24 protein-coding genes are annotated in these 20,358 nt (G+C 70.8%); 12 read left to right on the top strand and 12 right to left on the bottom strand.

The window, feature by feature from the left end; all coding sequences use genetic code 11:
- Positions 1-68: 68 nt before the first annotated feature.
- Positions 69-2,186, bottom strand: a complete 2,118-nt coding sequence (locus JIG36_RS24860; protein WP_203378806.1) for a bifunctional polysaccharide deacetylase/glycosyltransferase family 2 protein — start codon at positions 2,184-2,186, stop codon at positions 69-71.
- Positions 2,187-2,264: 78 nt separating this feature from the next.
- Between JIG36_RS24860 and JIG36_RS24855 the strand changes: the two genes are divergently transcribed.
- Positions 2,265-3,230 carry a glycosyl hydrolase gene (locus tag JIG36_RS24855; RefSeq protein WP_203378805.1) on the top strand — a complete coding sequence of 322 codons (966 nt, stop codon included), beginning with the start codon at positions 2,265-2,267 and terminating at the stop codon, positions 3,228-3,230.
- 2 nt (positions 3,231-3,232) lie between these two features.
- Here JIG36_RS24855 and JIG36_RS24850 read toward each other — a convergent pair whose 3' ends face one another.
- Entirely contained in the window at positions 3,233-3,457 is a 225-nt protein-coding gene (locus tag JIG36_RS24850; protein ID WP_203378804.1) for a hypothetical protein, read from the bottom strand.
- Between the two features lie 140 nt (positions 3,458-3,597).
- On the opposite strand from JIG36_RS24850, the gene JIG36_RS24845 reads away from it, so the two are divergent.
- Both JIG36_RS24845 and JIG36_RS24840 read left to right on the top strand, forming a co-directional pair.
- Positions 3,598-4,074, top strand: coding sequence for an NUDIX domain-containing protein (locus JIG36_RS24845; RefSeq protein ID WP_236048202.1), 477 nt, complete (start codon positions 3,598-3,600; stop codon positions 4,072-4,074).
- 1 nt (position 4,075) lies between these two features.
- Positions 4,076-4,762, top strand: a complete 687-nt coding sequence (locus tag JIG36_RS24840) for a DcsG N-terminal domain-containing protein (RefSeq protein ID WP_203378803.1) — start codon at positions 4,076-4,078, stop codon at positions 4,760-4,762.
- On the opposite strand, the gene JIG36_RS24835 is transcribed toward JIG36_RS24840, so the two are convergent.
- Genes JIG36_RS24835 through JIG36_RS24815 form a run of 5 tightly spaced genes read right to left on the bottom strand, consistent with a single transcriptional unit; the run spans position 4,692 to position 9,469 of the window.
- Positions 4,692-5,777: a VWA domain-containing protein gene (locus JIG36_RS24835; protein ID WP_203378802.1), complete on the bottom strand. Its 1,086-nt coding sequence runs from the start codon at positions 5,775-5,777 to the stop codon at positions 4,692-4,694. The two genes, JIG36_RS24840 and JIG36_RS24835, sit on opposite strands and share 71 nt — an antisense overlap.
- Positions 5,777-6,733 carry a VWA domain-containing protein gene (locus JIG36_RS24830; RefSeq protein ID WP_203378801.1) on the bottom strand — a complete coding sequence of 319 codons (957 nt, stop codon included), beginning with the start codon at positions 6,731-6,733 and terminating at the stop codon, positions 5,777-5,779. The genes JIG36_RS24835 and JIG36_RS24830 overlap by 1 nt, the downstream gene beginning before the upstream one ends.
- Entirely contained in the window at positions 6,734-7,618 is an 885-nt protein-coding gene (locus JIG36_RS24825) for a DUF58 domain-containing protein (protein ID WP_203378800.1), read from the bottom strand.
- Between the two features lie 2 nt (positions 7,619-7,620).
- Positions 7,621-8,622 (bottom strand): AAA family ATPase, encoded by a 1,002-nt coding sequence (locus tag JIG36_RS24820; protein WP_203378799.1) that lies wholly within the window; start codon positions 8,620-8,622, stop codon positions 7,621-7,623.
- Between the two features lie 22 nt (positions 8,623-8,644).
- On the bottom strand, positions 8,645-9,469 hold the full coding sequence (locus JIG36_RS24815) for a S1C family serine protease (RefSeq protein ID WP_203378798.1): 825 nt from the start codon (positions 9,467-9,469) through the stop codon (positions 8,645-8,647).
- 206 nt (positions 9,470-9,675) lie between these two features.
- Here JIG36_RS24815 and JIG36_RS24810 point away from each other — a divergent pair, with 206 nt between their 5' ends.
- Both JIG36_RS24810 and JIG36_RS52190 read left to right on the top strand, forming a co-directional pair.
- A complete protein-coding gene (locus JIG36_RS24810) occupies positions 9,676-10,554 on the top strand; it encodes a hypothetical protein (protein WP_203378797.1) in 879 nt (292 codons plus the stop codon).
- Positions 10,555-10,670: 116 nt separating this feature from the next.
- Complete coding sequence (locus JIG36_RS52190; RefSeq protein WP_236048201.1) at positions 10,671-10,844, top strand: hypothetical protein; 174 nt, start codon at positions 10,671-10,673, stop codon at positions 10,842-10,844.
- Positions 10,845-10,884: 40 nt separating this feature from the next.
- Here JIG36_RS52190 and JIG36_RS24805 read toward each other — a convergent pair whose 3' ends face one another.
- Entirely contained in the window at positions 10,885-11,340 is a 456-nt protein-coding gene (locus tag JIG36_RS24805; protein ID WP_203378796.1) for a hypothetical protein, read from the bottom strand.
- A 127-nt stretch (positions 11,341-11,467) separates the two neighbouring features.
- Between JIG36_RS24805 and JIG36_RS24800 the strand changes: the two genes are divergently transcribed.
- The gene (locus JIG36_RS24800; protein ID WP_203378795.1) at positions 11,468-11,749 is read left to right on the top strand and encodes a DUF1905 domain-containing protein; all 282 of its coding nucleotides are present in this window, start codon (positions 11,468-11,470) and stop codon (positions 11,747-11,749) included.
- On the opposite strand, the gene JIG36_RS24795 is transcribed toward JIG36_RS24800, so the two are convergent.
- Genes JIG36_RS24795 through JIG36_RS24785 form a run of 3 tightly spaced genes read right to left on the bottom strand, consistent with a single transcriptional unit; the run spans position 11,746 to position 14,352 of the window.
- Positions 11,746-12,522 (bottom strand): class I SAM-dependent methyltransferase, encoded by a 777-nt coding sequence (locus tag JIG36_RS24795; protein WP_203378794.1) that lies wholly within the window; start codon positions 12,520-12,522, stop codon positions 11,746-11,748. The two genes, JIG36_RS24800 and JIG36_RS24795, sit on opposite strands and share 4 nt — an antisense overlap.
- Before the next feature lie 16 nt (positions 12,523-12,538).
- Positions 12,539-13,150, bottom strand: coding sequence for a response regulator transcription factor (locus JIG36_RS24790; protein WP_203378793.1), 612 nt, complete (start codon positions 13,148-13,150; stop codon positions 12,539-12,541).
- Entirely contained in the window at positions 13,147-14,352 is a 1,206-nt protein-coding gene (locus tag JIG36_RS24785; RefSeq protein WP_203378792.1) for an ATP-binding protein, read from the bottom strand. The genes JIG36_RS24790 and JIG36_RS24785 overlap by 4 nt, the downstream gene beginning before the upstream one ends.
- Positions 14,353-14,492: 140 nt before the next feature.
- Between JIG36_RS24785 and JIG36_RS24780 the strand changes: the two genes are divergently transcribed.
- Together JIG36_RS24780 and JIG36_RS24775 are read left to right on the top strand one after the other, a co-directional pair.
- Complete coding sequence (locus JIG36_RS24780) at positions 14,493-14,909, top strand: hypothetical protein (protein WP_203378791.1); 417 nt, start codon at positions 14,493-14,495, stop codon at positions 14,907-14,909.
- 75 nt (positions 14,910-14,984) lie between these two features.
- A complete protein-coding gene (locus JIG36_RS24775) occupies positions 14,985-15,479 on the top strand; it encodes a TspO/MBR family protein (RefSeq protein WP_203378790.1) in 495 nt (164 codons plus the stop codon).
- Here the strand turns inward: JIG36_RS24775 and JIG36_RS24770 are convergent, their stop codons facing one another.
- Positions 15,480-16,025 carry a hypothetical protein gene (locus tag JIG36_RS24770; protein WP_203378789.1) on the bottom strand — a complete coding sequence of 182 codons (546 nt, stop codon included), beginning with the start codon at positions 16,023-16,025 and terminating at the stop codon, positions 15,480-15,482.
- Positions 16,026-16,122: 97 nt separating this feature from the next.
- On the opposite strand from JIG36_RS24770, the gene JIG36_RS24765 reads away from it, so the two are divergent.
- From JIG36_RS24765 to JIG36_RS24750, 4 genes are all read left to right on the top strand, one after another.
- The gene (locus tag JIG36_RS24765) at positions 16,123-18,051 is read left to right on the top strand and encodes a YncE family protein (protein WP_236048200.1); all 1,929 of its coding nucleotides are present in this window, start codon (positions 16,123-16,125) and stop codon (positions 18,049-18,051) included.
- A complete protein-coding gene (locus tag JIG36_RS54185; RefSeq protein WP_203378788.1) occupies positions 18,048-18,512 on the top strand; it encodes a sigma factor-like helix-turn-helix DNA-binding protein in 465 nt (154 codons plus the stop codon). The genes JIG36_RS24765 and JIG36_RS54185 overlap by 4 nt, the downstream gene beginning before the upstream one ends.
- Positions 18,509-19,198: an anti-sigma factor family protein gene (locus JIG36_RS24755; RefSeq protein WP_203378787.1), complete on the top strand. Its 690-nt coding sequence runs from the start codon at positions 18,509-18,511 to the stop codon at positions 19,196-19,198. The genes JIG36_RS54185 and JIG36_RS24755 overlap by 4 nt, the downstream gene beginning before the upstream one ends.
- A gap of 73 nt (positions 19,199-19,271) precedes the next feature.
- Positions 19,272-20,351: a hypothetical protein gene (locus JIG36_RS24750; RefSeq protein WP_203378786.1), complete on the top strand. Its 1,080-nt coding sequence runs from the start codon at positions 19,272-19,274 to the stop codon at positions 20,349-20,351.
- The last annotated feature ends 7 nt before the right edge of the window (positions 20,352-20,358 follow it).

Here is a 20,358-nt window from a genome sequence, read left to right as displayed (position 1 = left end):
CACTTCCCGGCCGACGCCAGCCACCACCTGAACCTCGCCTCACTCCCGCGTGATCCACCAGATAGGCCCTAACGAACGCCCATCAGGGCTTTCAATCCGCCGGTACGGTTCAGCTTCTGCCAGCCGAGGCGGAGGCCGGCCAGCGCCGACAGCATCGACTGGATCAGCACGAGATACATCAGCTGGCGGTAGACGAACTGCTGCAACGGCAGTCGCCACAGCGGTTTCAGCGACTCGCCGTCCAGCCGGAAGGCGTACAGCGTGCTGATCATCTGCACGGCCAGCACCGCGAACCAGGCGGCCACCGTGGCGACCGGGTCGAGGAAGATCAGGCCGTAGATCAGAAAGACGTCGATCAGCGGCGAGACCAGCGGCATCAGGGTCTGGAAGAGGGCCAGGTTGAGCAGGCCGCGGCGACCGAACCGGCCACCCGGGCCACGCTCGAGGACCGCCCCGCGGTGCTTCCACATCGCCTGCATGGTGCCGTAGCTCCAGCGGTAGCGCTGCCGCCACAGCTGCGACATCGTGGCCGGCGCCTCGGTCCAGGCCCGCGACCGGTCCTCATAGACGACCCGCCACCCGGCCCGGATGATCGCGATCGTCAGGTCGGTGTCCTCGGCCAGGGTGTCCTCGCTGAGCCCGTCGACCTGCCGCAGCGCCTCCTGACGGAACGCGCCGATCGCGCCCGGCACCGTGGCCATGCAGTGCAGGACGTCATACGCCCGGCGGTCGATGCTGAACCCGACCACGTACTCGATGTGCTGCCAGATCGGGATCATCCCGGTGCGGTTGGCGACCTTCGCGTTGCCGGCCACGGCGCCGATCTCTTTCGCGGCGAAGGGCTGGACCAGCAGCCGTACGGTGTCGGGCTCGAACACGGTGTCGCCGTCCATCATCACCACGACGTCGGTGCCGGCGTGCGCGACGCCGTTGTTGAGCGCCGCCGATTTTCCGCCGTTGGCCTGGCGCAGCACGGTGACGTTCGGGTGCCCGAGCGACTCGGCGATGTCGGCCGTCCCGTCGGTCGAGCCGTCGTCGACCACGATGATCCGGATCGGATGGGTGCTCGCGACCAGCGACGCCAGCGTCTCGGCGATGATCTCCTTCTCGTTGTACGCGGGCACGATCACGGTCACCGGCTCGGTGTAGGGCCCACCCCAGTCCGGCCGCCGGCGCGCGTGCCGCCGGGCCAGCAAGACCATCAGGAGCAGCCGCGCGATCATCAGTACGCCGAGAACCAGCAGCAGGGCGGCGAAGGCGTCGGTCACCGTACGGGCCACCTGCACCGCCCCCACGATGCCCCACCCGAACACGCGCTCGTCCGTGGTCGCGGCCGGGTTCACGGTCTCCATCCCGGTCAGCCCGGCGATGGTGGTGAACGTGTAGCCCTCGTCCTGGAGTTTCGGGATGACCGTCTCGAGCGCCGTCGCCGTCTTCGACCGGTCCCCGCCGCCGTCGTGGAAGAGCACGATCGCCCCGGCGTCGTCCTCCGGCAGCACCGCGTCGACGATGTCGGCCGTCGTGGTCTTCGCCTCCCAGTCCCGGCTGTCGAGGTTGTTGACCACGGTCAGGTAGCCGTGCCCACCCATCTCCGAGATGACTTTCCAGTTGCTGTTGTCGAGCGCGTCGACGGTCGAGGAGTAGGGCGGCCGGAAGATCAGGCTGTCCCGCCCGGTCGCCCCGGCCAGCGCGAACTGGGTCTCCGACATCTCGACCTCGCGCCGCCACTCGCTCTTGGTCGACATCTCGGGATGGGTGAACGTGTGGATGCCGATCTCGTGGCCGGCGTCGCGGACGTCGCGCACGATCCCCGGATACTTGCTGATCTCCGAGCCGATCATGAAGAAGACGGCCGGGACGTCGTACTTGCTGAGCACGTCGAGGATCTCGGGGGTGTACTCCGGGCTCGGGCCGTCGTCGAAGGTCAGCACGATCTCTTTGTCCGGCACGCTCATGGTCGACGTCTCGGAGCCGCCGGTCTGGATCACCGGGCCGCCGTTGCGGGCGGCGGCCGGCACCTGGTCGGTGTCGGCGGTCGACTCGGCCGCGCCGTCCTGCGTGAACTCGCCCTCGACCAGACCGTTGACCAGCAGGATGCCGGCGAACAGGGCGAGCACCACGGCCAGCACGATCCACCGGGGCCGCGGCACCGGAAGCCGCCGCCGCACGGGAGCTTCGACGGTCACCTGTACCTATCGGCATCGTGAGCGGCGGACTGAGCGATTTTTCCCGTACGTCCGGTTGGCGGCTGGCACAGTGGGGTCATGCGCTGGCTCGTCGCCGTGGCTCTCGTCCTGCTGACCGGGGCGTGCACCGGCGGCAGTGACGACACCCCGTCGGAGACGACACCGCCCGTGACCCCGTTGCCGGTCGTCGCGCCCTACATCGACATCGTCAGCGGCACGGTCGACATCGCCGCCGTCGCCGCGGCCACCGGCCAGAAGAGCTACACGCTGGCCTTCGTGCTGGCCGACAGCGCCGGCTCGTGCACCGCGACCTGGGGCGGCACGACCGCGCTGGACGACCGCACGGTCCAGGCCGAGATCGCCAAGATCGATTCCGTGGGCGGCACACCCGTCGTCTCCACCGGCGGCGCGAGCGGCACCTACCTCGAGAGCGTCTGCTCGGCCGACGAGCTGGCCACGCAATATGCCCGGGCGCTGGACGCGGCCGGCAGCAACCACCTCGACGTCGACATCGAGCAGACGGTCGCGCCGGCCACGGTCGTCGAGGGGCTGACCAAACTGCAGAAGGACCGTGCCGCCACGATCACCCTGACCGTGCCCGTCGGCGGCACCGAACTCGGCCTCACCGACGCCAGCGTCGCGTTGCTGCGGGCGGCCGAGCAGGCCGGGCTCGACGTCACGGTCAACGCGATGACCATGAACTTCGACGCGTCGGGCGACTGGGGCACGGCGATGACCACGGCCACCGAGGCGGTCCGGGACGACGTCGCGGCGGTCTGGTCCGATCTCGACGACGCCGCCGTGTACAAGATGCTCGGCGTCACCCCGATGATCGGTGTCAACGACACGGGCCCGGTCACCACGGCCGCGAACGTCACGACCCTTCTCTCGTACGCGGGAACCAAGGGTCTGGGTTTTGTCCGCTTCTGGTCGGTGAACCGTGACAACGGCGGTTGCACCGACGGCTCGGTCAGCCCCACGTGCAGCGGCATCGCGCAGACCGAATATCAGTTCACGAAACAGTTCGCGGCCTACACCGGCTGAGGTCAGTCCGCGCTCGCGCTCGCGGACGGTGTCGCCGAAATGGTCGCCCTGGTGCTCAGCCCCGCGTCCGCGGCCTGCACGACGCTGGCGCCGACCACGGTCAGATAAAGCGTGGCGAAGAGCGCGACGACAAAGCCGAGAAACGCGACGAGCCGTTTCCGGCGGCCACTCGAATCGACGAATACCTGGCTGCTCGGCTCGGCCGGTAATGCGTTACGCGGTGTCATTCCCGGAAAGCTAGGGGCCCACTCTGAGGAATTCCGGGCTGCTTTCTGTGCGGGGCTTATGTGTCGCACATCAACATTACCCGGAGTGTTCACCTGAACGGCGTACGTGATCACCTCGGGCTGTCCGCTACCGTCGCGACATGACCGTGGGTGACTTCTGGACCTCCTTGCCGACCAAACTGATCGGCGCCGGCGCGCTGCTCACCGACGATTCCGGCCGTTTCCTGATAGTCGAGCCCACCTACAAGGACCACTGGGAGATCCCCGGCGGAGTGGTCGAATCCGGTGAATCCCCGCGAACCGGGGTCCAGCGCGAACTGACGGAGGAACTGGGCCTGGCCGTCCCCGTGACCGACCTGCTGGTCATCGACTGGTCCCCGCCCTTTCCCGACCAGCCCGGCCGCCCCGACGGCCTGATGCTGGTCTTCGACGCCGGCACCCTCACGCCCGACCAGGCCGCCGGCATCATCCTTCCCGCCGACGAGCTGCGCAGTCATCGCTGGTGCACCGACGCCGAGGCGGCCCCGCTGCTCTCCCCACGCCTGGCCCGCCGCATGACCGCGGCCCAGAAGGCCCGGGCCGCCGGCACCCCGAGCTACCTCGAGGACGGCGCCTGAGATGCGCCTGGCCCTGGTGACCTCGACCCGCCTCCCGGAAGCCCACTGGAGAGACGTCGACGCCGAGCCGCTGACGGCCGCCCTCACCGCCGAGGGCGTGACCGTCGACCAGGTGCCCTGGGACGGTGACAACCCCGTCGACTGGTCCGCCTACGACGTGCTGGTCGTCCAGTCGCCGTGGAGCATGTGGGTGCGGATGGCCGAGTTCGAGGCTTGGCTCGGCATCGGCGAGTTCCCGGAAGACCGGCTGGAGGCAGCCGTCGCGCACGCCCGGTCCATTCTCGACACTGGGCTCGGCGTGCTCGTGCAGCCCTATGTCGCCGCCATCGACACCCATCGTGAGCTTGCCGTGGTCATGCTCGACGGGCGGGTGTCGCACGCGATCACGAAAGCGGCGATCCTGCGACCGGGCACCGCGGAACGCGCGTTCCACCCCGACCCGCGGGTTTACGAGCTGAGCGCGCGGCAGATCGAGGTGGCGCTCACGGCGTACGGGAAATTCCTGTCCCTGCGCCCGCCGGGTGGGCCGCCGGTCTATTCGGTACGGCTCGACTTCCTCATCGACCCGGACACCGCGCCCGGCCTCCGGCTGCTGGAGGTCGAGGCGGTGGCGCCGGTCAAGTTCCTGTCGCTCGTGCCGGAGCGGGTGGTGGCTTTCGCACGGGTGCTCGGTTCCACCAGAGGCTGAGGCCGACCGCCGTGACGACCAGCAGCGACGCGGCCAGCACGAACCAGAACGTGATCTCGACGTCCTGCTTGCGCAGGTTGAACTCGCGGGGCAGGTCGGTCAGCACGTCCACCAGCTGGTCGGCGTCCTCGGCCCGGAAGTAGCGCCCGCCCGTCGTGTCGGCCACCTGGGTCAGGGCCTGCTCGTCGATCTCCTGGTTGCGCCCGCCGCCGCGCCCGCCGCCCCAGCCGCGGCCGCCGCCGAACGGGGAGTCGCCGCCGATCTGGTCGGCCGTGCACACCATCGGCGCCGGCTCGGTCGTGCCGAAACCGATCGTGTAGACCCGCAACCGCCGGGCCGCCGCCTGCTCGGCCGCGGTCACCGGGTCGACGCCGGTGGTGTTGGAGCCGTCGGTCAGCACGACGATCGTGTCGGGCTCGTAGTCGCCCAGCTGCCCGGGCGAGGTCAGCTCGACACCCGTCTTGGCGACCCGCGGGTTGCTCTCCGCGATCGCGTCGATCGACGTGAGGATGGCCTGCCCGATGGCCGTGCCCCGGGCCGTCCGGAGGGTGTCGATCGCGTCGAGCAGCGCGTTCTTGTCGGTGGTGGGCGCGACCAGCAGACCCGCGATGCCCGAGAACGCGACCAGCCCGATCCGGGTGCCGTCCTGCTGCTCGCGGATGAACTTGCGGGCGGCGTCGGTCGCCACCGTGAACCGGTTGGGCTGCACGTCGGTCGAGCACATCGAGCCCGACACGTCGATCGCCAGCAGCACCGACGTGCTGTTCGAGGGCACCGACACCGACGCCTCCGGCCGGGCCAGGGCGAACCCGAGCGACAGCAGCCCGGCCAGGAACAGGAAGACCGGGATGCGCCGGCGCCACGAGCTGCGCCCGGGCAGCGCGGCCCGGATCAGCGCCACGCTCGACACCGTGATCGCCGACCGCTTGCGCCGCCGGTTGAGCCACCAGCGGATCGCCAGCAGCAGCGGCACCGCGAGCAGCGCGGTCAGGGCCCACGGCCAGCTGAACGACATCAGACGATCCTTCCGTGCCAGCGGGTGCCGAGCACGGCCCCCAGCATGAGCAGCAGCAGGGCGGCACCGGCGAACGGCGCGGTCAGCTCCAGCGGCTCCTTCTTGGCGGTCAGCCGCAGGTCGATCGCCTTCGTGCTGTTGTTCAGCGTGTCCGGGTCCCCGGCCGGCAGGTAGGAGCCGCCGGTGGTCTTCGCGACTGCCGTGAGAAGCGACGCGTCGAGGGCCGTGCCGAGCTGGAAGCCGTCCACCTCGACGGTGGCCCCGCGTTCGGTGCCGACCCCGACCGCCTGGATGCGGACGCCCGCGGCGGCGGCCAGCTCGGCGGCGGCCTCCACGTCGGGCCCGCCGGTCTCCTGCCCGTCCGAGAAAACCACGATCGTCGCCGACGGCCAGTAGCCCAGGTCGGGGGCCGGTGCACCCTCCTCGGGCAGCGCCACCGGCCGGCCGGTGATGGTGCCCAGCCCGACCAGGATGGCCTGCCCGAGCGAGGTGCCGCCGCTGGCCGACAGCCGCCCGATCGCGGCCAGTGCGGCGTCGTGCTCGGCGGTCGGGGCCTGGGTGAGCAGCGCCTGGTCGCCGAAGACGAGCACCCCGACGTCCACCGTGTCCGGTTGCTCCTCGACGAACTGTTTCGCGGCCTCCTGCGCGGCGGCGAGCCGGCTCGGGGCGACGTCGGTGGCCCGCATGCTGTTCGACACGTCGAAGGCGAGCAGCACGGTCCCGGACACGCGGGGCATGCTGACCTCCGCCTGCGGCCGGGCCAGACCGACGAGCAGGATCGGAAGGGCGAGCAGGATCAGCCCGTACGGGAGATGGCGTCTGATCCTCGAGGGTGGCGCGAACCCGGCCTGACGCAGCGCCACCGTGCGTCTCTTCTGCAGATTGAGGTACGCCGCCACGGCCGCGACCGTGACGAGCGCGGCGACCGCGAGCAGGGCCGGATAGAGGAAGCTCACCTATCGCCCCCGGCCCGATCGGCTGACCAAGTCGACCAGCACCGACAACATGTCCTGGTCGGTGGTGATGCGCTGGGCGCTGACCCCGGCCCGGCGCATGCCCGCGGCCAGTTCGTCCTCGCGGGCCCCGGCCTGTTCGGCCAGCCGGTCGCGCAGCAGCGGATCACTCGTGTCGACCAGCAGCTGCTCGCCGGTTTCGGCGTCCTCAACCAGGATCACGCCGAGGTCGGGCAACTCCACCTCGGCCGGGTCGACCACCCGGATCACCACGACCTCGTGCCGGTGGGTGAGCCGGGCCAGCGGCCGGTCCCACTCCGGGTCGCCGATGAAGTCGCTCATCACGAAGACGAGGCTGCGGCGCTTGGCCGTGGTGGCCGCGGCCAGCCGCAGCATCGCGGCCAGATCGGTCGTCTTACCGGGCTTGCCCTTGGGGGCGGGCCGCAGCAGCTCGCGGGTGATCCGCAGAACCTGGTCACGCCCGCCGCGCGGCGGGATCACCTGGTGGCTCAGGTTGTCGAAGAGGATCGCGCCGACCCGGTTGCCGCCCCGCGAGATCAGTCGCGCGATGCTGACCGCGAGCTCGGTGGCGGTGGATTCCTTCCCGGCGCCTTGGCCGAATCGCATGGAGGCTGACCGGTCGATGACCAGCCACGCGGTCAGTTCCCGGTCCTCGGTGTACTGCCGCACGTACGGCTCGTCAAGCCGCGCGGTGACATTCCAGTCGATGTGCCGTACGTCGTCCTCGGCCGAATACACCCGCAGGTCGGTGAAGTCGATGCCGGCCCCGTGCCACACCGTTCGGTAGTTGCCCTGCAGCCGCCCGTCCAGGCGGCGTCCCAGCCGCCACTCCAGGCGCCTGAGCAGCCGGTCCGGTGCCGACGTCATGATCAGCGGCCTCGGCCCGCGGGCTCCGGGACGGCCACGTTGGCCAGCACCTTCTGCAGGATCACATCGGCCGTCACGTCGTCCGACAGCGCCTCGTACGACAGCACCAGCCGATGCCGCATCACGTCCAGGGCCAAATCGGTCAGATCTTCCGGTACGACGTATTCCCGTCCCCGGATGAACGCGAGCGCCCGGGCCGCGAGCACCAGGCTGATCGACGACCGGGGACTGGCCCCGAACGTCACGTAGCGGGCCAGGTCGGTCAGGCCGATGCGCGACGGTTCCCGGGTGGCGTGGGCGAGCTGCACCGCGAACTCGATCAGCGACGGGTCGACGTACACCTGGTCGGCCTGTTGCTGCAGCCCGACCAGCTTGTCGGGGTCGATGATGCGCTGGATGACCGCGGCCGCGCCGAGCGCCCGCTCGACGACGACGAATTCTTCCGTGGTGCTGGGGTATCCGACGATCACCTTCATCATGAAGCGGTCGGTCTGGGCCTCGGGCAATGGGTAGGTGCCCTCGGTCTCGATCGGGTTCTGGGTGGCCATGACCAGGAACGGGTTGGGCACCTTGTGGGTCTCACGGCCGATCGTGACCTGCCGTTCCTGCATCACCTCGAGCAGCGCCGACTGCACCTTGGCCGGGGCCCGGTTGATCTCGTCGGCCAGCAGCAGGTTCGTGAAGACCGGCCCCAGCTGCACCTGGAACTCGCCGGTGGGCTGGTGATAGACGCGGGTGCCGACGATGTCGGCCGGTACCAGGTCGGGCGTGAACTGCACCCGGTGGAAGTCGCCGCCGATCGCCTCCGCGAGGGACTTGACGGCCAGGGTCTTGGCCAGGCCCGGCACGCCCTCGACGAGGATGTGCCCGCGCGCCAGCAACGCCACCAGCAGCCGCTCCAGCAGCATGTCCTGGCCCACGATGGTCTTCTTGACCTCGTAGAGCACCTTCTCGATCGGCCCGGCCGAGGCGGGCGGGGCGTCGCTCCAGTTGTACGCGTTCATGCGTCCCGTCCCTTTTCTGTCTTTACAGCGGTGGGTTCTGGCCGTCACCCTCGCCGGCGCCGAGGGCGGCGCCGATCGGGACGGCGAAGCCGATGCCGATGAAGGTGCCGGCGTCCGTCGGGTTGGCCAGCGCGATCACGATGCCGATCACCTGGCCCTGGTCGTTGATGAGCGGCCCGCCCGAACTGCCCGGGTTGACCGCCGCGTCGAACTGGATGAGCCCCGCGATCGGCCCGCCCTTCTCACGGTCGAGCGTGCGTTCCAGCCCCGAGACAACACCGCTGGTCGTGGTCCCGGTGAGGCCGAGCGGGTTGCCGATGGCCACCACGTCGTCGCCGATCCCCGCCCCGCCCCCGAGCACGGCCGGCACGAGCGTCTCGGGCAGCTTCTCCGGCGTGAGGGTGGCGATGTCCTGAGCGGCGCTGGCGTCGGCAACCTCGGCCGGCGATTCGGTCCCGTCGGCATAGGTGACGGTGATGCTCGCGCCCCCGTCGATCACGTGGTTGGCGGTGAGAATCGTGCCGTCGGCGTTGACGATCACCCCGGTCCCCGTGTCGGAGCCCGCCTTGATCAGCACAACCGAGGGCCGCAGCGCCTCATACACCTGCGGCACGGTGAGCGGCCCGTCCGACGCCGAGGGAGAGGCCGAGGGCAGGGCCGCGGCCGGCGCGTCGTCACCCCCGCGGAACAGCACGACACCGGTGATGGCAACCGCCCAGACGACAACCGCGCCGATGAGGATCTTCCGCCGCAGATCCGCCCTTTTCCACCAGGGAGGCGGCCCCGGCTCCTCGTCCATGGCCGGCGTCCGCGCGGCGCCCGAGGGGCGGAGCACCTCCATCTCCATCCATCGACTGTAGGAGCGAAATCTCAAAACTCCATCAACGAGTGCCGTTTGTGCACGTCTGCGAACCCTGTCGGCTGTGCTGGCGGGGGCGCACGCAGCCGGAAACCATCGGGCCGACGGCCAAGGCGGTCGGGCCGGTGAACGGATGCCTCGGGCAGTCCGGTCGGCCCGAAAATGCGACAAGACCCACCTGAGAGGACTTCGTCGTGCCGCGTCGTTTCTGTGCCGCAGTCCTGGCCCTGACCACCTTGGCGTCCGTGACCTCGTGCAGCTGGTTCTACGACGACGGGCACGAAGTCAGCAGGTCCGGTGGCAGCGTCTCTTCCGGCGACGGGAAGGTGCGCGTCACCTTCACTTCCGGGCAGCTGTCCGAAAATACGAAGGTCACCATCGCTCAGGATGAGGAGGGCCCGGCCCCGGTGCCCGGGTTCGTGCCGCTGAACCGTCCCTTCGATGTCGCCTTGGACCACCCCGCGCGTGGTGGCACGGTCACCGTGTCCTATCGGCCACCGTCCGGCGTCACGGTCGACCCGAGCCGGGTGGCCATGTTCATCGAGGAGAACGGCAGTTGGGTGCTGGTGCCGGCCATCGTCGACCCGGCCAAGCACACGGTCAGCGGGTCATGGCCGCATTTCTCGAAAGGGCACGTCGCCTTCTTCAATCCCTTGGCCGCGGCCGGCGACGCCGCGGCATGGTCCTGGGACAAGGTCAAGGACGGGGGCGGCTGGCTCGTCGACCGCAGCGGCGACGTTGTCAAGGGCATCGCCGCGGGCGCGGTGGGCCTGACCGGCGGGACCACCGACACGGCACGTTGCGTGTCGAAGGCCAAGGAGTGGACGGTCAAGAACAGCACCGGCATGACCGGTTGCGTCTCGGCCCGCGACGAGCACGGTATGTGGCCGGCCAGGGTCAACGACCGCTACCCCTACCCGCTGGTTGTCGACCTGCCCGACGGCGCGGACAGATCGGCGCCGAGCAGTTCTTCAAGACGGTCTACCACGACATCACCGGCGACGAGGTCCCGGACTCGTTCGTCGTGCTCAACTGTGTTGTCGGCGCCGGCCGTTCAACCGACTACCTTCTGATTTTCGACGGCGCGTCCGATCCGGCCAGGCCGCGGCTGCTCGGCCAACGCCCGACCAACATACCCGGGCCGAACTTCACCGGCGGCTGCCTGCAGTTCGACGGCAAGGTGGTCACGATGCTCTCGCGGGAGTACGCGGCGACCGATCCGAGCAGTTCGCCGACTATCGGAGTCAAGGTCCTGGCGATGTGGACCGGTAGCCGGTTCGACTACGGCTCCGCGATCCAGTTCCCGAACCGCCCTGACCGACCGGTGAAGGGCTGCACGACGACGATGCAGCCACGGCGCTGACCACCCGCCGCTGCGCAAGCGGGCAGGAAGGCGGAACCCGTCACTGATGAGGCCCCGTAGGCCACCCTGCGCCCGTGAGGATCTCCACGGCGACCTCCTCCGGGGCGCGGTCGTTGGCGACGGCGAAGTCCTCCGGCGACAGTCGGCGACGCGAGTCGAGTGCGCTGAGGTGCCGCTCGAGCCTGGCCCCGGTGTCCCGCCGCCGCAGGCGATCGCGTACGACCTCGTCGGCCGCGGTCAGCCGCACCAGCACGACCTCGCAGCCGGCCAGACTCTCCGCATACCGCTCCCGCCGGGCGAGGCTGTCGACGACCGCGGCGACCACGATGAACCGCGCCCCGGCGGCCTGGAAAGTGGCCCACAGCGCCGCGAGGTTGGCGCACTTGATCTCGTCGTAGGGGGCCGGCGGCGGCCCGAACTGGGCCAGCGCGTCGGTGTCGACGACGGCGGTGGCGAAGCCCGCGGTAGTCAGGATGCTTCCGGCCGCGTCGGCCACGGTGCTCTTTCCGACGCCCGCGACGCCGGTGAGGAGCAAAGCTCGGGCGCGTGATGCGGTGATGGCTGACCTCCGGCCGTACGTTGATGTGAGTTCAGCACGGAAGGCACGAAAGGAAGGACTCGCGATGGCCGCCGGACCGCTCGACATCACCTTTACCGCGACGCTTGGCAAGGTCAATGAGGGGGACACCTGGACCTGCGTGAAGCTGCCGGGCTCGGCCGAGATCTTCGGCACCCGGGGGCTGGTGAAGGTGGCCGGCACGGTCGACGGCGTGCCGTTCGAGGGTGCCTTCATGGCCCTCGGCGACGGCACCCACAAGCTGCCGGTCAACGGCACGGTCCGTAAGGCGATCGGCAAGACCGACGGCGACGAGGTGGTCGTGCACCTGACCCGCCGCCGCAACTAAGCGCGGCGGGCCAGCAGCAGGGTCGTGTGGATGGCCAGCGGCACCTCGTCGTCGAACAAGGCCTCCAGCGCGGCCAGCAGAGGCCGGCGGGTCGACGGCGGCAGCATCCGGTACTGCGACCTGGTCCGGGTCAGGTCCAGATAGTCCGTGCTCGGCATGTTCCGCGGTGACCGGTAATGGCGGCTCACAAGTCCCTCGAATGCGGACTGGCCGGACAGTTCGTCGCCGGGCCACCGCTGCCACACCTGGTCGGCGGCCACCGGTTCATCGTTGATGACGACCGATGGGGCGTGCCGCGCGAAGACCTCGAGCATGGCGGTTCGCAGGGCCGGGTCGGCGACCCGCTCGGTGTTCCAGAACAGCGCCAGCGTCGCCCCGCCGGCGAGCGCGCCGGCGGCCTGCGCCCACCGTGTCCGGGGTTCGGTCCAGTGCCACGCCTCGGCGCTGAACAGCAGCCCGAACCTCTCGTCGCTCCGGAACTCCTCGAACCGTCCGCGTATCAACTGGACATCGGGAGCGTGGCCCACGCGCCGGACGAGGACGTCCGCCATCGCGTCGTCCGGCTCCACCGCCACCACCGGCACGCCTCGCGCGGCGAACGCCTCGGTGGCCCGGCCGGTGCCCGCCCCGACCTCCAGCGCCCGGCGGCCGCCGATGCCGGGCGGACCGTAGTCGAGCACGTCGTCGTACAGGGCCGTGGGGTACGCCGGGCGGACGCGGTCGTAGTCGTCGGCTACTTCACCGAATGTCTGAGCGGGATTCCTGCCCTCCATGGGGGCAGCATAGGAGTCAGCTGGGTTCGGGGCGGGGCTGATATTGATCGACCAGGGTGCGTACGTCGTCGACCGGCTCGTCGATCGCGGCCCACTTCGCGCGGATGCGGGTCAGGTAGGAGCGGACGGTCGGAATGGTCACGCCCATGCGGCGGGCCGTGGCGGCCAGGGTGCTGCCGGTGCCGTAGAGGTAAAGCGCCCGCGCCTCCTGCGGCGACAGCTCCGGCGGATCGTCGTTGATGATGGTCATCAGCTCGGCCGTGAACGCCGGTTGGCCGTCGTGGACGTTGCGGATGGCGTCGGTCAGTTTGGCCGCGTCGTCGTCCTTGACCAGGTAGCCACCGGCGCCGGCCCGGACGGTGGCGCGCACGTGTCGGCGGTCGCCGTGCACCGAGAAGACCAGGACCCGTACGCCCGTACGCCGCAGCCGGGCGACGTTGGCCGCCGCCTCGGTGCCGTCCTCGAGCCGCAAGTCGAGCAGCACGACATCGGCCTCGGGCGCGGCCGCGAGGTGGTCGCCGACGGTGGTGGCGGCGTGCACGACCCGGATGTCACCGGTCTCGGCCAGCAGGGCCCGCAGCCCGGCCGGCACCAGCTTGTCGTTGTCGATGACGGCGACCCGGATCATGCCGGCCACCGCAGGTCGACCCGGGTGCCCTGGCCGGGGTGGCTGTCCACGCCGGCCGCGCCGCCGACCTCGTGCATGCGGGCCGTGATGGAGTGCCGGATGCCGTAACCGAACGGCGTCGTCTCGGGGTCGAAGCCCTTGCCCTGGTCGACGACCGCGACCGTGACGGTCGGGACCGCCTGCCGGTCGGAGAGGGCGGTCAGCCGTACCCGGCTGCTGCCGGCGTGCCGGGCGACGTTGGCCAGCGCCTCCGCGGCGGCCTGCCGGAACGCGTGCAGCACCTCGGACGGCAACGTGTCGGGCAGGTTGGCGAAGTGGTACTCCACACGCAGGCCTTGGGCGGCGCTGTCGTTGCCGGCCTCGATCAGGGCCAGGGAGAGTTCGGTGAGCGTGCCGTCGGGGTCGTCAGGCGTGGTGCCGCGCAGCACGTTGGCGCTGATCGCGGCCTGGCCGCGGACCCGGGGGTCGGGGTGCCCGGCCGGGCCCTGGCCGGCGATCGCGGTGAGCAGGCGCAGCGGGCCGTCGTGCAGCGCGCGGTGCCGCAGCAGCTGCTCCTGGAAGTGACGCATCCGCTCCTCGTCCTGGCTGCGCCGGGCGGCGACGCGTTCCCGGGCGGCGATCACCTGGTCGGTGGCCAGGTCGACCGCGTCCGCGACCGCCCGCAGCCGCCGGATGAACAGGCAGCAGCAGGCGGCCGTGACCACCTGCCAGCCGATGATGTTGGCGGTGGAGGCCACCTCGAAGTAGGCCGGTGACGCGAGCTGGGCCACGAAGTAGGCCACGGCCAGGGCCAGACCGCCGGCTGCGGTGGCCCACCAGGACGCGGTCGCCAGGGCCACGGCGACCGCGGTCGAGACGCCGACCGGCTCGAAGTCGGGCACGGCCGCCGTGGCGAACGCCTCCTCGGTCAGGCTCCACGGCAGTACCGCGGCCGCGGCCGACGTGACCGCGACGTCGATCGCCAGCACCGGGCGGGGGATCGGGTCGCGTCTCGCGACAACCGGCAGAAAGACCACGCTCCACACCGCGACCGTGAGATAGGTGGCCGTCGCCAGCGGCTTGTTCGTGTAGCCGTCGAGCCGGGCCAGCGCCACGATGCTCAGACCGACCATGACCAGCGTGCCGACGCGGGACAGCAGGATCACGCCGGTGGTGATCGCCTGGATCCGCTGGTGCAGGTCAACGCCCCGGAGCAGGTCCACGCCCGCAGTTTGGCACGCACCCCGCCCCCGGTCCATGCCGCACCGGTGCGGCATGGAGAGGCCCGTCGGAACGATTCACACTCATCGACATGAGCTCGCACTGACCACTGTCGACGGTTGTCCAGGAGGAGGCGTTCCCGTTGTACGAAGCCGACGTCCAGAGTTATCCCGAACCCACCCGGCCGGTGCGGCCCCGCAAGGCGAAGATGCTGGCCTTCCTGCTCGGCGGGTTCGGGGTCCTGGGCTTTCTGCTCTCCATCGTCCTGCTCGGCACGGTCACCGACTCGCACGGCATGCGGGTTCCGGCCGTGGTCTACGTCCTGGTCTACGCGCAATTCGTGCTCTCCGCGACGCAGGCGGTGTGCGGGGTGTTCATCTGGCAGGGTCGCTCGTGGGCCCGCAGTGTGGCGATCGGACTGTCCGTGATCAACCTGCTCGGCGCCGTCGTGAACCTGTTCACCGGCGCGATCTTCCCGGCGATCACCGCCTTCGCCGTCAATGCCGCGCTGATCCGCCTGCTCAACGACGACGAGGTCAAAGAGTGGTGTGGCAACTGACTTCCGATCAGTGGTGGCTGGGCCGGCCGAGGTGATGTTTCGTTTCGGACGGTCCAGTTCGGGAACTCTCATCTCATGAGCCAAGCCGCGCTTCCGCTGCCCACGCCCCACCGGCACCGCTGGCTGGCGCTGGCCGGGTTCGGACTGGCCGTCTTCGTGGCGGCCGCGATCGGTGGGCTGGGTGTGGCCGGCACCAGCGCCGAGTACAACGGCCTCGAGCAGCCGGCCTGGGCGCCGCCGTCCTGGCTGTTCGGCCCGGTCTGGACCGTGCTCTACGTGATGATCGCTGTCGCGGGCTGGCTGGCCTGGCAGCGCGTCGGCTTCACCTGGCCGCTCTGGCTCTATGCGGCCCAGCTGGTGCTCAACGCGATCTGGACCCCGCTGTTCTTCGGCGCCGGCCAGTACGGTCTGGCCTTCGCCGACATCGTCGTGCTGTGGCTGCTGATCGGCGCCACGACGGTCGCCTTCTGGCGGGTCCGCCGCGGCGCCGCGTTGCTGCTGCTCCCGTACTGGGCCTGGGTCTCCTACGCGACGGCGCTCAACCTGGCCATCTGGCAGCTGAACACCTGATCACCTGAGCAGGATGGCCGCGCCGTCCTGGGCCAGCGCGTCGAAGTCGTCCTGGACGTCGGCCCACGTGAGCTTCCCATCCCGTACGGCCTGGTAGCGCACCATCGTCCAGACGAAGACGTCGAGGTTGTCGAAGCGGGTGTGGCCCTCGACCACCTCCTCCTCGTGGAACCAGGTGGCGACCTGCCCATTGGTGAGCACGACGTAGTAGCTGCCGCTGCCGTCGGCGGCCACCGCGTACAGGTCGTCGTCGGTCAGCTCGGTCGCGTAGTCGGAGTCGAGGATGCCGCAGCCGTTGGCGGCGAAGTCAAAACCGTAGACCCAGTCGGCGATGTCCAGGAATGCGGGCATTGTGCCGGAACGTACCCGGCGGTCGAAGGCGGCCAGGGCGGCGGCGTCGGCCGGTGCGAGCCGGGCCAGGAACGGCTCGACCGGGCGGACGTCGCCGTCGAGCGTGATCGGCTCGGTGCCGGCGAACCAGCGGGCAAGATCGGTGTCGAGGTCCCGGTCGACGTATCCGGCCAGGTCGGCGGGGCTGAGAGGCATCCGGGGACCCTAAGTGTCGGCATCGGAACAGATGCCAACTTCGCTCTGTGTCTTCCCATGTGGACCCCCGTCACCGCATGATGATCGCGGGGACACTATGAGTGATACTGGACTACCGCAGAGTGTGCTGACCGAGATCGGCAGTCCGATCCGGGAGTCCCGGCTGACCGGGGTCGACGGATTGGCCAGGCTGGCGTGGGGTGCCGACCTCGCGATGGCCGCTGCCGCACGACATGCCCTCCAGCAGATGATGGAGGACGACAGCCGTAGCGTGTCCGCCGCCGCGGCCGCCGCGCTCGAACGGACCGCCGTACGGCTGGAACCCGAACGCGTCGATTTCGGCACGGTCGCCGCCGAGACGCCGCGCCTGGTCGCCGACATCCGGGTCGAGGGGCCGCCGCTGGCCGTCGCCGGCGCCACCGTGACCGTCTCCGGGCCGGGCCTGCGGGCCATGCTCAACGACCGGACGCTGCGCATCATGTGGCTGCCACGCTCCGATTGGCTCGACGGCTCGGTCACCGTACGGGGTCCAGCGGGCTGGGCCGACGTCCGCGTCACCGGCCAGGTCGCGAACGCGGTCGCCCCGCAGAACGGCGGCGGCACCTGGGACGGTGTTCCCCAAGGCGGCACCTGGGACGGAGTTCCCCAAGGCGGCACCTGGGACGGAGTTCCCCAAGGCGGCACCTGGGACGGAGTTCCCCAGGGCGGCACGTGGGACGGGATTCCGCAAGGCGCAGCTACGGCCGCACCTGCTCCCGCTGTCGCCGGGGCCTACGCCGCCCGTGACTACGGCACCTCCCGCGGCGGCGAACCGGAAGGCCTGCGGACGTACGACGGAGGGATGGTCGCCGGCGGCTACGGTCCCGCCCGCGTCACCGTCCTGCCCGCCCCGCCCCCACCGGCCCGCCGCCAGATCGGCACCACGGTCCTGGTCGCGATCCTCACGACGCTGGTCGTCCTGGGCGGTGCCGGCGTGGCGATGACCCTGCTCGACGGCCGCCGTCAGCCCTCCTCCAACGCCGTGGCCGGTCCGCAGGCCACCCAGCAGCCGAGCGCCGAACTCAAGGAGACGGTGGCCCCCGAGGTCACGCGGGTCCCGCTGGCCGCCGAACGGGTCCAGAGCGTCGCCCGCCCCACGGTGGTCGGCACGATCCGGGTCGGCGCCGAGCCCGAGGGCGTGATCGTCTCGCCCGACGGCCGCACGATCTACGTCGCCAATCAGAACAGCCGCGTCCTCTCGGTGGTCGACGCCCGTACGCGCAAGGTCTCCCCGGTCGTGCTGCGCAACACGCCCCGTTTCGTCGCCGTCTCGCGTGACGGCCGTACGGTGTTCGTGTCGATGTACGAGGACGACAAGCACACCGGCAGCGGCGTCGCGGTCGTCGACACGGCCAGCCGCAAGGTGGTCCGTTACCTCGACACCGGCCACATGCCGTACACACTGGCCGTCGCCCCGGACAACAAGCTCTGGGTGCCGATCCACAGTGACGGCCGGCTCGAGATCTTCAGCTCGGGCACGCTGCGGATGGAGTCGGACCTGCCGGTGCGGCCCAACCCGCACGCGGTCGGCTTCTCCGGCGACCAGATGCGCGCGTTCACCGCCAACCACGAGTCGAACGCGGTCTCGGTGATCGACATGCGGACCAACGCGGTGATCCGCACCATCCCGGTGTCGCGGGCGCCGCACAGCATCGCGGTCTCGCCGGACGGGCGGATGGCGCTGGTCGCGGGCTACGAGTCCGACACCGCCGACCTGATCGACACGGTCACCCTCAAGCGGACCGGCCCGTTCAAGGTCGGACGTGATCCGCAGAGCGTGGCCTTCTCGACCGACAGCCGCTACGGCTACGTGGTCAACGAGTTCGACGGCACGGTGTCGGTGCTCAACGGCAAGACCGGCAAGATCACGGCGACGGTCAAGGTCGGCAAGAGCCCCCGTACGGTGGGGGTGTCGCCCGACGGACGCACCGCGTACGTCTCCAACGGCGGCGACAACACCATCTCCGTCCTGCGGGTGGGGGAGTGAGCCGACGCGACCGCACCGCCGGGGAGGTGCTCGTAAGGCGGCTCTTCGCGGAGCACGGGGCCGCCCTGCTCGCGTACGCGACCCGGTTGAGCGCCGGAGACCGGGTGCGGGCCGAACTCATCGTGCGCGAGACCCTGGTGCGGGCCTGGTCGGCCAGTGCCTCCCTCAGCGGCGACCGGGGTGCCGTACGGGCGCATCTGTTTCCGATCGTGCGCGATGTCGCCGCCGAGCAGGGCGTGCCGCAGCCGCAGGCCGGACCGATGGAGATGCTCACCGCCGTCGGGACGCTTCCGCCCGAACAGCGCGAGGTGTTGAACCAGTTGTACTTCCAGGGGCGTGACGTCAAAGAGGCGGCGGCGTCGCTCGGTCTTCCGGCCGAGACGGTGAAGTCCCGCAGCTACGAGGCGTTGCGCCGGTTGCGGGAGGCGCTGCCCGCCGCCGAACCGACGGGAGTCACATGAGCGGGCACCAGACCGAGCAGCTGGGTGCGTACGCCCTGGGTGTGCTCGACGACGACGAGTGGTCGGCCGTGCACGCCCACGTCGAGGACTGCCCGCAGTGCCGCCGCGAGGTGGGCGACCTGCGCCAGATGGAGGAACGGCTCGGTGAGATCCCGCCCGAGGCGTTCCTGGAGGGCCCGCCGCCCGACGGTGACCTGCTGTTGCACAAGACCCTTGCCCAGGTACGGGAGGAGCGCCGCGGCCAGGACAAGCGGCGCACCGCGCTGTGGACGCTGGCCGGGGTCGCCGCCGCCGTGCTGGCCCTCGCGGGCGGCCTCTATGCCGGCCGGTCGACCGCGACTTCGGCCGACGCCCGGGCCGTGGCCGCGGCCAGTGCGGCCGCCCCGAAGGTGCTCACGGCGCTCGACCGCACCACCGGCACGGCGCTGAACGTGACGATGACCCCGGCCGCCGGATGGGTGCGGCTGAGTGCCACGATCGCCGGCGTCCCGGCCGGTACCCAGTGCCGCCTGTTCGTCGTGGCGAACGACGGCCGCCGTGAGTTCGCCGGAAGCTGGCTGGTCAGCGACGCCGGCGCGACGGACGGCACCGCGGTCGACGGCAGCGCGCTGGTGGCTCCGGCCGACGTGGCGGCGGTCCAGGTCGAGACGTACGCGGGGCAGGTTCTGGCCGTCGCCACTATCTAGAACCCCGCCCGGGAGCCTATTATCGGATCGTGATTGCTCGATCGACTCAGCGTCACGGCGTCTGGTCCTCACCATGACCGGCGCCGGTTGGGTCGCGGTCTCGATCGTGGTCTTCGGGTCGCTCTGTTACGCGACCGCCTCGATCCTGCAGGCCGTCGGCGCCCGCCGCAGCCGCAGCACGGCCCAGACGATGGCCCACCCGCTCTATCTGGCCGGCATCTTCTTCGACATCCTGGCCTGGGTCGGCGCCATGATCGCCCTGCAGACGCTGGCGGTCTACGTCGTCGAGTCGATCCTGGCCGGTTCGCTGGCCCTGACCGTGCTCGGCGCCCGCATCTGGCTCGGCTCCCGCCTGCGCAAACGCGACTCGGCGGCCATCCTCGTCACGATCGTCTCGCTGACCTTCCTGGCCTTCTCGGCCGCCCCGCAGGCCGAGGTCCACACGCCCGGCGAGCTGCGGTTCGCCCTCTGCGGTGCGGCCGCCGCCATGGTTCTGGTCGGCTACGGCGCGGTCAAGGTCGACGCCCCCGGCGGCGTCATCGCGGCCTGCGCCGGTCTGTCGCTCGGCGGCGCCGCCCTGGTCGGCCGGTCGCTGCCGGTGCCCGAGGGCGTGGGCGCCGGCCAGGTCGCGCTCGCCCTGGTCACCGAGCCGCTGGTCGCGGCCCTGCTCGTCTTCGCCGGAACCGGCATGACGCTCTACGCCCACGCCCTGCAGCACGGCGACGTCGGCCCGGTGACCGCGATCCACTGGACGGCCGAGGTGATGGCGCCGTCCATCGTGGCCGTGGTGTTCCTTGGCGACACCGTCCGCGAGGGCTGGCTGATCCCGGCCGGCGTGGCCTGCGCGCTCACCGTCGGCGCCGCGGTCGTGCTGGCCACCGCCCCGGCCACCCATGCGACCCACGTCGAGACCCCTGCGGAGGCCCCTTCCGGTCCGTCCGCCCTGCCCCCGCAGTCGCCCCGGCACGCCTTGGGGGCGCCGCCCCTGCCCGTGCTGCCGCAGCCGACCGGCGAGCGGGTCATCTGGTGGGGCCCGCCGCCGATCTGGCGCCCGCCCGACCGGGGCCGCCCGGTCGAGCCGAGCTACCGCGCCCTGGCCCTGCCGGCCGCCGCACCCCGTTTCGTGTGGGCGGCCCCGCCCCGTCGTCGCTGACCCCTGT

It is taken from the genome of Paractinoplanes ovalisporus, assembly GCF_016834655.1.
In the GTDB taxonomy this organism is placed as follows: Bacteria; Actinomycetota; Actinomycetes; order Mycobacteriales; family Micromonosporaceae; genus Actinoplanes; species Actinoplanes ovalisporus.
The sequence above is the reverse complement of the archived record's forward strand: the minus strand, read 5'-3'. Positions and strand labels throughout refer to the sequence as shown.

Excerpts from the sequence above, each read along its gene's own strand:
- JIG36_RS24855 (WP_203378805.1), top strand. The coding sequence starts at position 2,265 with ATGCGCTGGCTCGTCGCCGTGGCTCTCGTCCTGCTGACCGGGGCGTGC.
- JIG36_RS24850 (WP_203378804.1), bottom strand. The coding sequence starts at position 3,457 with ATGACACCGCGTAACGCATTACCGGCCGAGCCGAGCAGCCAGGTATTC.
- JIG36_RS24845 (WP_236048202.1), top strand. The coding sequence starts at position 3,598 with ATGACCGTGGGTGACTTCTGGACCTCCTTGCCGACCAAACTGATCGGC.
- JIG36_RS24840 (WP_203378803.1), top strand. The coding sequence starts at position 4,076 with ATGCGCCTGGCCCTGGTGACCTCGACCCGCCTCCCGGAAGCCCACTGG.
- JIG36_RS24835 (WP_203378802.1), bottom strand. The coding sequence starts at position 5,777 with ATGTCGTTCAGCTGGCCGTGGGCCCTGACCGCGCTGCTCGCGGTGCCG.
- JIG36_RS24825 (WP_203378800.1), bottom strand. The coding sequence starts at position 7,618 with ATGACGTCGGCACCGGACCGGCTGCTCAGGCGCCTGGAGTGGCGGCTG.
- JIG36_RS24820 (WP_203378799.1), bottom strand. The coding sequence starts at position 8,622 with ATGAACGCGTACAACTGGAGCGACGCCCCGCCCGCCTCGGCCGGGCCG.
- JIG36_RS24815 (WP_203378798.1), bottom strand. The coding sequence starts at position 9,469 with ATGGAGATGGAGGTGCTCCGCCCCTCGGGCGCCGCGCGGACGCCGGCC.
- JIG36_RS52190 (WP_236048201.1), top strand. The coding sequence starts at position 10,671 with ATGCTCTCGCGGGAGTACGCGGCGACCGATCCGAGCAGTTCGCCGACT.
- JIG36_RS24800 (WP_203378795.1), top strand. The coding sequence starts at position 11,468 with ATGGCCGCCGGACCGCTCGACATCACCTTTACCGCGACGCTTGGCAAG.
- JIG36_RS24795 (WP_203378794.1), bottom strand. The coding sequence starts at position 12,522 with ATGGAGGGCAGGAATCCCGCTCAGACATTCGGTGAAGTAGCCGACGAC.
- JIG36_RS24790 (WP_203378793.1), bottom strand. The coding sequence starts at position 13,150 with ATGATCCGGGTCGCCGTCATCGACAACGACAAGCTGGTGCCGGCCGGG.
- JIG36_RS24775 (WP_203378790.1), top strand. The coding sequence starts at position 14,985 with ATGAGCCAAGCCGCGCTTCCGCTGCCCACGCCCCACCGGCACCGCTGG.
- JIG36_RS24770 (WP_203378789.1), bottom strand. The coding sequence starts at position 16,025 with ATGCCTCTCAGCCCCGCCGACCTGGCCGGATACGTCGACCGGGACCTC.
- JIG36_RS24765 (WP_236048200.1), top strand. The coding sequence starts at position 16,123 with ATGAGTGATACTGGACTACCGCAGAGTGTGCTGACCGAGATCGGCAGT.
- JIG36_RS24755 (WP_203378787.1), top strand. The coding sequence starts at position 18,509 with ATGAGCGGGCACCAGACCGAGCAGCTGGGTGCGTACGCCCTGGGTGTG.
- JIG36_RS24750 (WP_203378786.1), top strand. The coding sequence starts at position 19,272 with ATGACCGGCGCCGGTTGGGTCGCGGTCTCGATCGTGGTCTTCGGGTCG.